This is a genomic window from Chryseobacterium mucoviscidosis (assembly GCF_002177115.1).
GTDB lineage: Bacteria > Bacteroidota > Bacteroidia > Flavobacteriales > Weeksellaceae > Chryseobacterium > Chryseobacterium mucoviscidosis.
In genome coordinates this window covers 95,842-106,559 of the sequence record NZ_MVAG01000039.1, presented here as the reverse complement: position 1 = coordinate 106,559, position 10,718 = coordinate 95,842, and the positions used below count along the sequence as shown (strand labels likewise).

The 10,718-nt window shown below is 34.5% G+C and carries 13 protein-coding genes; 11 read left to right on the top strand and 2 right to left on the bottom strand.

The genetic code is table 11. The features are described 5' to 3' along the window. Positions 1 to 374: 374 nt before the first annotated feature. Positions 375 to 719, bottom strand: coding sequence for a hypothetical protein (locus B0E34_RS01115; protein WP_087706021.1), 345 nt, complete (start codon positions 717 to 719; stop codon positions 375 to 377). Between the two features lie 291 nt (positions 720 to 1,010). Here B0E34_RS01115 and B0E34_RS01110 point away from each other — a divergent pair, with 291 nt between their 5' ends. The 5 genes from B0E34_RS01110 (at position 1,011) to B0E34_RS01090 (ending at position 4,653) form a co-directional block, all read left to right on the top strand. Further along, entirely contained in the window at positions 1,011 to 1,376 is a 366-nt protein-coding gene (locus B0E34_RS01110; RefSeq protein ID WP_087706020.1) for a hypothetical protein, read from the top strand. A gap of 133 nt (positions 1,377 to 1,509) precedes the next feature. Further along, a complete protein-coding gene (locus B0E34_RS01105; protein ID WP_087706037.1) occupies positions 1,510 to 1,956 on the top strand; it encodes a 6-pyruvoyl trahydropterin synthase family protein in 447 nt (148 codons plus the stop codon). A gap of 26 nt (positions 1,957 to 1,982) precedes the next feature. After that, entirely contained in the window at positions 1,983 to 2,795 is an 813-nt protein-coding gene (locus tag B0E34_RS01100; RefSeq protein WP_076390961.1) for a UDP-2,3-diacylglucosamine diphosphatase, read from the top strand. 155 nt (positions 2,796 to 2,950) lie between these two features. Beyond that, the gene (locus B0E34_RS01095; protein WP_087706018.1) at positions 2,951 to 3,931 is read left to right on the top strand and encodes a LuxE/PaaK family acyltransferase; all 981 of its coding nucleotides are present in this window, start codon (positions 2,951 to 2,953) and stop codon (positions 3,929 to 3,931) included. A gap of 176 nt (positions 3,932 to 4,107) precedes the next feature. Further along, a complete protein-coding gene (locus B0E34_RS01090) occupies positions 4,108 to 4,653 on the top strand; it encodes a hypothetical protein (RefSeq protein ID WP_087706035.1) in 546 nt (181 codons plus the stop codon). 52 nt (positions 4,654 to 4,705) lie between these two features. On the opposite strand, the gene aqpZ is transcribed toward B0E34_RS01090, so the two are convergent. Next, positions 4,706 to 5,440, bottom strand: a complete 735-nt coding sequence (gene aqpZ, locus B0E34_RS01085; RefSeq protein WP_087706033.1) for an aquaporin Z — start codon at positions 5,438 to 5,440, stop codon at positions 4,706 to 4,708. 218 nt (positions 5,441 to 5,658) lie between these two features. Between aqpZ and B0E34_RS01080 the strand changes: the two genes are divergently transcribed. The 6 genes from B0E34_RS01080 (at position 5,659) to B0E34_RS01055 (ending at position 10,637) form a co-directional block, all read left to right on the top strand. After that, on the top strand, positions 5,659 to 6,279 hold the full coding sequence (locus B0E34_RS01080; protein ID WP_087706016.1) for a DUF5715 family protein: 621 nt from the start codon (positions 5,659 to 5,661) through the stop codon (positions 6,277 to 6,279). A gap of 80 nt (positions 6,280 to 6,359) precedes the next feature. Beyond that, on the top strand, positions 6,360 to 7,100 hold the full coding sequence (locus B0E34_RS01075; RefSeq protein ID WP_087706014.1) for a hypothetical protein: 741 nt from the start codon (positions 6,360 to 6,362) through the stop codon (positions 7,098 to 7,100). 19 nt (positions 7,101 to 7,119) lie between these two features. Next, positions 7,120 to 7,728: a hypothetical protein gene (locus B0E34_RS01070; RefSeq protein WP_087706012.1), complete on the top strand. Its 609-nt coding sequence runs from the start codon at positions 7,120 to 7,122 to the stop codon at positions 7,726 to 7,728. Positions 7,729 to 7,778: 50 nt separating this feature from the next. After that, positions 7,779 to 8,504, top strand: a complete 726-nt coding sequence (locus B0E34_RS01065) for a sensor histidine kinase (protein WP_165762926.1) — start codon at positions 7,779 to 7,781, stop codon at positions 8,502 to 8,504. Beyond that, on the top strand, positions 8,473 to 9,150 hold the full coding sequence (locus tag B0E34_RS01060) for a response regulator transcription factor (RefSeq protein WP_087706010.1): 678 nt from the start codon (positions 8,473 to 8,475) through the stop codon (positions 9,148 to 9,150). The genes B0E34_RS01065 and B0E34_RS01060 overlap by 32 nt, the downstream gene beginning before the upstream one ends. A gap of 137 nt (positions 9,151 to 9,287) precedes the next feature. Next, on the top strand, positions 9,288 to 10,637 hold the full coding sequence (locus B0E34_RS01055) for a T6SS phospholipase effector Tle1-like catalytic domain-containing protein (protein ID WP_087706008.1): 1,350 nt from the start codon (positions 9,288 to 9,290) through the stop codon (positions 10,635 to 10,637). Positions 10,638 to 10,718 lie beyond the last annotated feature (81 nt).

Sequence of the window (10,718 nt, the reverse complement as noted above, 5' to 3'; positions counted from 1 at the left end):
TAAAACTAAATATATTCATCTTAAACAATTGACTATACGCAAATTTACTAAATTTAGGTGAAATTACGGATATTCAAAAAAGTAAATGTAGAATTTGAAAAGCTACTCCAACAATTGATTAAAATACAACCAAAATAAAGCCCCTTAATTGGGACTTTATTATTTAAAATTTTACAAAATAGTAGATAATATATAAGAAAAAAATCAAATAGATCATCAAATTATTGATGAAGTACTTAAAATCAAAAATAGTCTAAATACGATATTAAAATTAACAAATTATCAAGATCTTGAATTAAGAATTGGCTCAATTAAAGAAGAAGAAAATATGAATAAAAAGATTGAAAATATTTTTAATAAAGTATCTGAAATTATTACAAAAGATGATTAATTCCTTTTTCAAATAAGGAAACATAATATTCGTCTTCATTAATAAAATCCCTTATGTATTTCTTAAATAATAATGGTTTTTCTTTTTGTGCTTCTTTTGCTCTTTCATTTGTAATGTTCTCGGAACATTCATCATAAAACACATTAAAACTATCAAGCAACTCCTTTATGAGATTGTCTTTTTTGATTTTAATTAATTCAAGTAAATCATTTTTACTTAATGTTTCACTTTCCTTTTTTATTAAAGATATATAGTTATTAACAATTACATGATTCTTGAGTCTGTACTTTTCATAAGCCTCATGGAAAATAAAAAGAGGTTGTTCCATAGTTAATTTTTTTTCTAAATATACACATTTTCTCTATATTTGTAGAAGTTAAAATATAATAAAAGAACGCATTAGCTTTTATTCTGCCTGTAGGAATCTGGTAAATTCAAAATGAGGTGTAGAATAAGTAAGTTGAATGCTCATGCTCTATATGGGCATGGGTTTCGCTTATTTATACCTCATGGTTTACCAGAGCCTCTACAGATTAAATAAGACTACGAACCCATGCCTTTCTTAATTTAAAATCAAAACTTCTACTTAGGGTTCGGTAGGTTTATAAAAATCTATCTTATGAAAAAGACTTTATTAACAGTGGCTTTTACATGTATTTCCCTGTATGGTTATTCCCAATACAGACAACCTACACAGTACAGAGATCCGCAACAATTGGATATTTCAGGTTTAGGAAATGCAATGACAACTAAACAGAACAGATACAATAGTAATGTATCAAAGATTCAAAACGCTATAAATAAAATTGCAGACCATTTAAGGAACTTAGATATATCAGATGAAAGAAAACAAAATCTTTTTAATTCATTTGATGCAAAATGTATGAAACAAATGCCAGAGATAAATTATAGTTCAGATTTACAGTCAGACCAATTAGTTAAATTTTTATATGACTGTGTAAATAATCAGCTTAAAAACAACTAAATTTAAAGAGAGCAATCGCTGCTCTCTTTTTTATTGTGTAACATTGTATGTTAGTGCCATTATTTTCATGAAGATCATTTTCTTGTATTCAAAGAACATGAACGGAACAAACCAAATTCCTTATCTTTGCATTATGATACGTATTACAAAAATTTTTACATTCGAAACCGCTCACGTTTTATACAATTACGACGGGAAATGTAAAAATATGCACGGACATTCCTACAAGCTGTTTGTAACAGTGAAAGGAAAGCCTGTTAATGATTTGGAAAACCCTAAGAATGGGATGGTGGTGGATTTTGGTGATATTAAAAGTATCGTTAAGTCTGAAATTGTAGATGTTTGGGATCATGCCGTTCTCATCAACGGACTTTCGCCGCACAGAGAACTCGGGGAAGATCTTGAGGAAAAAGGGCATAAAGTGATCTATTGTACATTTCAGCCGACCTGCGAGAATATGTTGTATGCTATCGCAGCAAAAATAAAATCGAAACTTCCGGAAGGAATTTCCTTGGCTTATCTTAAACTTCATGAAACCGAAAACTCTTACGGAGAGTGGTTTGCGGAAGATAATCAGTAATTTTTTATTCAGAAAAACTCAGAACGGTGTTAAAAACAACCATTAATTTAGAACCCGGTAAAAAAGTATATTTCGCTTCAGACCAGCATTTTGGCGCACCGAATCCAAAGGAAAGTAAACTGCGCGAAGAGCGGTTTATCCGTTGGATGGACGAGATAAAGCATGATGCACAGGTTCTTTTTTTAATGGGAGATCTGTTTGATTTCTGGCATGAGTGGAAACACGTAATTCCGAAAGGATACGTTCGTGTTCTGGGAAAAATCGCCGAACTGAAAGACCGTGGAATCCACATTTACTTCTTTGTGGGAAACCATGACCTTTGGATGAAAGATTATCTTGAAGAAGAAATCGGATGCACGGTTTTCTATAAAAAGCAGTATTTTGAGATGGGCGGAAAGCAGTTTTTACTGGCTCATGGTGATGGATTAGGACCGGGAGATAAAGGATATAAAAGAATGAAAAAAGTCTTTACCAATCCTGTCGCGCAATGGTTCTTCAAATGGCTGCATCCCGATATTGCGATGAAGATTGCATTGTATATGTCTCAGAAAAATAAAATGATTTCAGGAGATGAGGATAAAGAATTTCTGGGAGAGGATAAGGAATTTCTGATCATTTATTCAAAAGAAAAACTTAAAACTCAGCCAATCGATTATTTTATTTACGGACACCGTCATCTTCCGATGATTCTGGATCTTGAAGGAAAAGCAAAATACATCAATCTGGGAGACTGGATCTCTTATTTTACCTATGGTGTTTTTGAGCATGATTTTGAATTGAAAACCTTTGGAGACAGTACAAAAAAAATTACCCCAAAAGCTGAGGTAATTTCCGAATGAACCGAAATTCATTCATGTTTTTAATCCATATTCCGCATTACTCATTGCAATAATCTGACCATTTTTTAATTTTAAGATTAAAAATGATTAAAAAATAATCTTTTTTATGATAAGTAATTGTAAATGAGGTTGAAAGAATAAAAATATTTTTAGAAGTGAAAAATATATTCGGCATACAGACAGAGCAGGATTTTTTGGCTGCATCACTGGAAACCTTCCGTTATCAGTATGAAAATATTGAAGTTTACAGACGTTTTGTAGATTATCTCAACATCAAGCCAGATCATGTAAATCAGCTTTCAAAAATTCCTTTTCTGCCCATTGAAATGTTTAAAAATCATCAGGTTTTAGATAAAAATACAGCCACTGACCTTTTTTTTCAGAGTTCTGGAACCACACAGATGAATTTATCAAAACATTTCATTGCCAATCCTCAACTGTACGAAGAAAGCATCTATAAAAGCTTTGAACAGTTTATCGGAAAACCGGAAGACTTCATTTTCCTCGGACTTCTGCCAAGTTATCTGGAGAGACAAAACTCTTCGCTGATTTACATGGTAGATTACCTGATGAAAAAATCCGGAAAACCTGAAAACGGATATTTCCTGTACAATCATGAAGATTTATTTACCCTTTTAAATGAATTACAAAATAAAAAAGTTATTCTGTTCGGTGTTTCTTTTGCTTTGCTGGATTTCTTAGACTTCTGTGACAGCAGCTCAAAAACGCTTCAGTTCTCCGATTCATTAACCGTAATTGAAACCGGAGGAATGAAAGGCAGAAAAGAGGAAATGACCAAAGATGAGCTGTTGAAAATTTTGCAGGAAGGTTTTAAAACCGATAAAATTTATTCAGAATATTCCATGACGGAGCTTCTTTCGCAGGCATATTCTTTGGGAAATAATGAATATGAATGTCCGAACTGGATGCGCATCATGATCAGAAATGCAGAAGATCCCTTTAATTATGAAAAAGAGGGAAGAACGGGAGCGATTAATATCATCGACTTGGCAAATTTACATTCCTGTGCATTCATCGCCACGCAGGATTTAGGAAAAATTGTCGGAGATAAATTTCAGGTTTTAGGCAGAATCGATCATTCAGATATTCGCGGATGCAGTCTGCTGGTAAGTTGATTGATTTTGTAGTTGAAGTGTTTTAACATTGTAGAATTTTCAGGCTCAAAATTTAAAATTCTGCTATCATTTGCTTAGTGAAAACGCCTTTGCGAGCGAAAATATACAGAACAAATACTAAATAAAATCTTTGCGATGCGATCTTCGCGTTGAAAACAAAAAATAAAAAAACAAAAGTGTTAAAAATAGAAGAATTGGTTCACGCATTTATTCATTCTCAATGCAATTTTGAGAAAGAAATTGTTTTGACCAATCATTTTCAGGCAGACTGGGAAGCCGATATTCTGATTGTTGATTCCGAAGGATTCAGTCATGAAATTGAAATCAAGCTCTCGAAAAGCGATTTTAAAAATGATTTTAAAAAATCTTACACCAACTCCAATACAGGCGAAAAATTTTTAAAACACGATAAAATTTCCTGCGGAGATTATGTCTGCAATGCGTTCAGTTTTCTGCTTCCGATGGGAATGGTAGATCATGAAATGATTCCCGAACATTGCGGAATTATCGAATTTTACCACAACGTAGACTCTTGGGAAACGGAATTTTATATTGTAAGAAAACCCAGAAAAGTACACGAAGATTCTTACTGGAAACTGAATGATAAAGATCTTTTCATCCGGAAAATGGCGCTGAGTCTTTTATATAAAAAAATGGAAATCAAAGGAAAACACGAAGAACTTATCTTCAAAAATCCGTTTGATCTTAAAAAATTAAAGTAGTCTTTCAAAATGTCAAACATAAAAAAATCCTGTCGGCTGACAGGATTTTGTTTTAACTATCTAATTCTTCCATGCCGTTTCGCTGCAATAGGAATCTGTAAATCAATCCTCCTGTAATTCCTCCCAAAATCGGAGCAGCCCAAAACAGCCAAAGCTGAGACATTGCGTTTCCGCCTACAAAAACTGCCTGAGAAAGTGATCTCGCAGGATTCACGGAAGTATTCGTAATCGGGATAGAAATCAAATGGATTAACGTTAATCCTAGACCAATCGCAATACCTGCAAATTTTCCGTTGGCAAACTTATCTGTTGCGCCAAGAATGATGATCAGGAAAAAAGCAGTCAGTAAAAATTCTGTTAAGAAAGCAGCACTCATCGAGTAGCTTTTTCCAAAATAGACCGCTTCACCGTAGAAATTGGTGGCAAAAGCTCCCGGTCCAGAAAAATCCGGAGTTCCGGAACCGCTCAGAATAGTAAACAATGCTCCTGCAGCTCCTATTGCTCCTAAACATTGTGCCACAACATATGGAACAAGATCTTTTGCAGAGAATCTTCCACCTGCCAGAAGTCCTACAGAAACAGCCGGGTTGAAATGACCTCCTGAAATATGTCCTACTGCATATGCCATGGTAAGAACAGTAAGCCCGAAAGCCAGCGAAACACCCAGAAGAAGAATCCCTAATTGTCCATTAGATGCCGCTGCAATCTGCGAGGCGAAGATTGCACTTCCGCAACCTCCGAAAACAAGCCAGAATGTGCCGAAAAATTCAGCAAAAAGTTTTTTTATCATATTGTTTATTTTTAAAAAGTATTTCAAATTTATCATTAATATATTGAATTAAAAAGTATAATTTTAAACTTATTGCAAATTAAATTTTGATTTTATTATTGATTTAATAATTTAAAATAAAAATAATAGTTAATTATTTTCATATATATGTTTATTAGAGTTTATATTTATTTCATAAATGATTATTTTAGTTTATAATTTTTAAAATTTCTTTCATGAAAAAGTTTTTGTGTGTGATCTTTGCTTCCTTTCTTCATGGCATATTTTCTTCACAGGCGGCTCAAAAAACATTACCATGCTATGATCTTACAGAAGTTTTAAGAGTAGAACCCACTTTTCTTTATAAGCCGCATCTGGATGCCTCAAAAAGTTTTGGGGTAAAGCTTCTAAAGGATTCAAAGACTGTTCAGAATTATATCAGCAAAGGAAAATTTCATAAAATAAAAAAATCGGGAACCGGATATCGGGTTCAGAAACTGGATTACAGCAGAGCGTACATGGTTTCTAAAGGGAAATCGATGCTCGAGAAAATAGGAGCGCGTTTCAGTAAGGAAACAAAAGGGAATGTTTTTACGGTTTCTTCCATTACCAGAACACTGGAAGACCAGTGCCGACTGAGAAGAGTAAATTCTAATGCGGCATTGGGAATCAGTTCTCATAACTACGGAAATTCTTTTGACATTTCGTATGTACGGTTTAATGGTGTTTTAAAGCATAATCCTAAGTTGGAAGCTGCTTTGGAGAAGGTTCTGAAGTATTATTATGATCTGGGAAGAATTTATTACATCAAAGAGAAACAACAGAGCTGTTATCACATTACAGTAAAGAATTATTAACTAATTTTCAATTATACGTGAGATACTTGCATAGATAATTTAGTTTCTATAATTTTATGCCTTAGAAAAACCGTGAAAATATGAATACATTCAACAGAGAACAATGCGAATTAGCATTTGCAGCGTGGGACAATTGCCGTGGAAATTACAATGCCATTAAAGATCTGATTCCTACCAATTATGTTTTTGATTTTGATGCAGAACAGATCAACTGGGTGAAGAACGAAAATACAGGAAGTGAGTTTTGTGCTCAGATCGGTATTTACGAGAATAAGATGGTTGCTGTTCTTTGCCCGATGGACGAAGGAGGACATAAAAAAGAAGTACAGGATTATCCTTACAGCTTTTTAGCTGAACTGAAGGAAGACCTTAATCTGGTGGAAACGGAAGAATATACGCTTGTGAAAAATGCGGTTCTTTCCAAAGATCTTAAAACAGTCGATAACAGTTCGGATATGTTCTGGCCGATTGCCAATAAGCCCATGATGGAGCAGGATAAAGCAATCGAAGCCATAGAATCCTGGAGAAACGAAGCAATGACGTGGTTCTACAGAGAATGCACAGAATTTCAGGGAGCAAGAATTTTCAGACAGTTTTACGTACCTGCAGAAAATCTTAATCCGCCGAAAGCAGGGCTTTCCCATATGGTTTGTTCCTTCGGACTGAAATTTTCTCAGGTGTATCAGAGAGTTTTGCCTACGCTTATTTTCATTTCTTTTTATACAAATCTGGAAGGCAGTGAAAACGGAGTAAGTGTTGAAAAAATCTCCAATACATACGATTGGTCAAATGCATGTCCGCCTATCTGCCAGTTTATGTAATTTTTAACTAAAATATATTGTGGATATTTACCAGGTAATACTTTATCTTAATAACAGTTTACTTGTTATTTGTGCTTTAATCGGAATTTTAAAGTACAAAACACTTAGAAACACAGAAAAATGGTATGTATATTATATCATTTTTCTTTTTTTGATAGAAGCGGCAGGAAGAGTTTCTATCAGTCTTTTTCATGTAAAAGGACTGGATTTTCTGTTTCCTTATTACGTAGCAGGAGAATTTCTCATCTTGGGAATTCTTTTCGTGAAAAAATTATCATTACCATGGTATTGCTACCTTCCGGTAGTAGTACTGGCGCTCTTCTTTTTGCTGGATACAGGAATGGTAACCAATGAAGTAAAGAAAGTAATTTCAAATATTATTGTGATCTGCTTTGCCGGTTATGCACTGCTTATGGAAATTAAAAACATCAAGGTAAATGACCGTTTCATGGCGGTAGACAGTCTTATTTTCCTGTATTATGGATTGTCGGTCTTTTTATTCTTCCTTCTTCGTCAGCTTGCAGATTTTGGAGTAAAACAGGCAGGAATGATATGGAGCATCAATAATGTGCTCTGCAGCTTTTTATATATATCAATCATCTATACCTTTTTAAGATTAAAGAAATAACCTTAAATATCACTTTTTTTGTCGCGTTGATTGCCGTTCTGGTAATCATCATGACATTTATTTTGCTGGCGTACAGAAGTTTCATCCAGAGAATCATTAAAGAGAAAAATGCACAGTACGAAGCAGAAGTACAGCATCAGAAAAATCTTGCTTTGGAAAATATTAAAGCGCAGGAATCCGAGCGGAAAAGAATTGCCGTTATGATCCACGACGACATCGGAAACCGTCTGAATATTCTTTCTTTATGGCTGAATAATTTAGATACCAAAGGCGATGAACTCATCAAAAAAAATATAACCACACAAATGTCTTCTCTCATAGATTCTGCCAGAAGCATTTCGCATTCATTATATCCTGTGAATCTGGAATCTGTGGGTCTTGTTCTTTATATTGAAGAGCTGATTGCCAATTTATCAGGAAGAATAAATATTTCACTGAACGTAAGTCCGAAATTTCAGAAAAAAGAAATCTTCGTGGAAGTTCAGTTGTACAGAATTATTCAGGAGTTTACCACCAATGTCCTTAAACACTCGGAAGCATCCAGAGTCTGGATCTATATTAAAGATAATAAAACAAATCTTGCAGTTATCATTTCCGATAACGGACAAAGCTTTGAGTATGATGAGGTAAAAAAGGGAATGGGTATTAAAAATATAGAATCCAGAATAAAATCTATGAACGCGGCGCACAAATGGAAAAATACCCTAGGTAAAGGCAGCCGACTAATTATAAAAATTCCATACAATGAACTCCCAGATCAAAATAGCATTAATTGATGACGAACAACTGATTCTCGAAGGCGTAAAAATGTTATTGTCTTCGGAACCCAATATCACGGTAGGATCTACCTCTACCAACGGACCGGATTTTTTAGAAACTTTAGAAGAAACCTCTGAAGAAGATTTTCCCGATATTGCCTTGGTAGACGTACAGATGCAGCCCATGAACGGCTTTGAGCTGGTAGAAATTTTAAAGGAAAAATATCCCCATCTTAAAATTATTATCCTCTCTTCCCATTACAAAACAACCATTCTGGGATACATGGTGAAGCTGGGTGTTTCAGCATTTCTGCCGAAGAACTCTAACCGAAATGCTTTTATCGAAGCCATTACCATGGTCTACAAAAACGGAATCTTCTTCACTCCGGAAGATCATCAGATGATTTTTTCGTACATGAACAGTCCGACCAAAAAAAGAACACTCTTTGAAATGGACGATGAACTTTCCGACCGCGAAAAAGATGTGGTAAGACTCATCTGTCAGGAATGCACCAATAACGAAATCGCAGAAAAATTATTCATCAGTCCCAGAACCGTAGAAAGCCACAGACAGCGAATCGTCGAAAAAATAGGAGCTAAAAATACAGTGGGAATTGTAATTTATGCCATTATCAACAATATTCATCCCTTAGAAAGAATCTGATTCCGTAGAAATACGGAATTTTTTATTTGGTACTTTCTACTCTATTATTCCGGTTTTTTTCATCGTTACTTTGGAGTGTTCATATAATAAGTACTTCATTTTTAGGAATGAAGAAAAGATAAAAACCACAAAGTGTAATGGAAAACAACATCATCTCTGTCGGAATTTTCTTCGATGGAACAGGAAACAACGGGATGAATGCCACTTCTCATAATAAACCACTTAGGAATAACGAAAGCTATTATGGTAATATTACCAATATCTATAAATTATTTAAGCTGTTTAAAAGTGATGAGAAAAAATATGTAGGAGGAATCGGAACGGTTGCAGGAAATGAAGACAGCGATTTTGCGATGGCTACGTGCAAAAATCCTGCGGGATATCACGGATATTCTTCAGATGATAAACTGGAAGAAGCTTTTTCCTTCATTAAAAATACAATTGAGGACGATACAAGAGAATACCATTTATACATCTATGGTTTCAGTCGTGGAGCCATGTTGGCAAGAACTTTTTGTAATAAAATAATACAGCATACCTCAGAATTTTCAGAAAAAAAAATTAAAATTAAATTTTTGGGAATTTTTGATACGGTAGAATCTGCTGCTTTCAACGATTACGATGTGGCGGTTTTACCCGAAACTGAAAGAGTTCTGCACATTTGTGGCGTAAACGAATGCCGTTATTTTTTTCCTCTTACAGGTATTTTCGAAGAATCAAAAGACAGAACAGACGCAAAATGGGAAAGCGGAAACTCGGTATGGAAAGAAATTTTCGTTCCGGGAGCCCATGCAGATGTAGGAGGAGGATATTTAGAAGGTTCCCAATCGGTTTACATTTCTCCGAATTTCATTAAAAATAGAGAACTCTATTACTATGTGGAAAACATTAGAGGAACGGCTTTAGATTCAGAAAAAAAGAAAATTTGGAATTCCGTTTTACAAGATTATAAAATAGATAAAGGCGATATTTTTTCTCAGGCTTACGTTACAAGAGATTTGGTGTACAGCGATCTTTCAAAAGTCTACGGAAAACTTATGCTGATGGAAACCAATTCTGAGCAGTCTGTTTTTGAGGAGGATTTTAATGAATCTACTTTTGAAATTCATCCCGAAACACATCCTTACCTTATAGAATTATCGGAGGCTCTTGAAAATTATATTAAAAACCTTTCGCCTGACCTTAAGCCGGATTACAATTATGAAAAACTGGCAGATTATACCCATATTTCGGCAAATTTCGGGTTGTATCATCCTGCTTTAATGATGGAATCCAAATCGGGAATTCCTACAGAAATCATCAATAACGGTCTGAATGTTCCGAGTAATTCGGACGATCAGTTCAATAAAAACCAATCCAGATTACAGTCGGAGATTCATCATATTGAAGATTCTGTCGTGGATTACGCCTACGGAACCAATATTCCCAATAATGATAATTGGAGCCGTACCATTTTGATCAAAGAAAATTTTTATAATAAATGTTAGTACATTTTCAGTTTTAAATTTAGGTGTTGAGCTGTCTTGGTTAGGCAGCTCAGTTTTTTTTACGTGAAACTACCTATTTTT

What these genes read in the sequence shown, in the direction of transcription:
- B0E34_RS01115 (WP_087706021.1), bottom strand. Translation starts at nt 719, where the DNA reads ATGGAACAACCTCTTTTTATTTTCCATGAGGCTTATGAAAAGTACAGA.
- B0E34_RS01075 (WP_087706014.1), top strand. Translation starts at nt 6,360, where the DNA reads ATGAATACATTCAACAGAGAACAATGCGAATTAGCATTTGCAGCGTGG.
- B0E34_RS01080 (WP_087706016.1), top strand. Translation starts at nt 5,659, where the DNA reads ATGAAAAAGTTTTTGTGTGTGATCTTTGCTTCCTTTCTTCATGGCATA.
- B0E34_RS01055 (WP_087706008.1), top strand. Translation starts at nt 9,288, where the DNA reads ATGGAAAACAACATCATCTCTGTCGGAATTTTCTTCGATGGAACAGGA.
- B0E34_RS01110 (WP_087706020.1), top strand. Translation starts at nt 1,011, where the DNA reads ATGAAAAAGACTTTATTAACAGTGGCTTTTACATGTATTTCCCTGTAT.
- B0E34_RS01105 (WP_087706037.1), top strand. Translation starts at nt 1,510, where the DNA reads ATGATACGTATTACAAAAATTTTTACATTCGAAACCGCTCACGTTTTA.
- B0E34_RS01060 (WP_087706010.1), top strand. Translation starts at nt 8,473, where the DNA reads ATGAACTCCCAGATCAAAATAGCATTAATTGATGACGAACAACTGATT.
- B0E34_RS01065 (WP_165762926.1), top strand. Translation starts at nt 7,779, where the DNA reads ATGACATTTATTTTGCTGGCGTACAGAAGTTTCATCCAGAGAATCATT.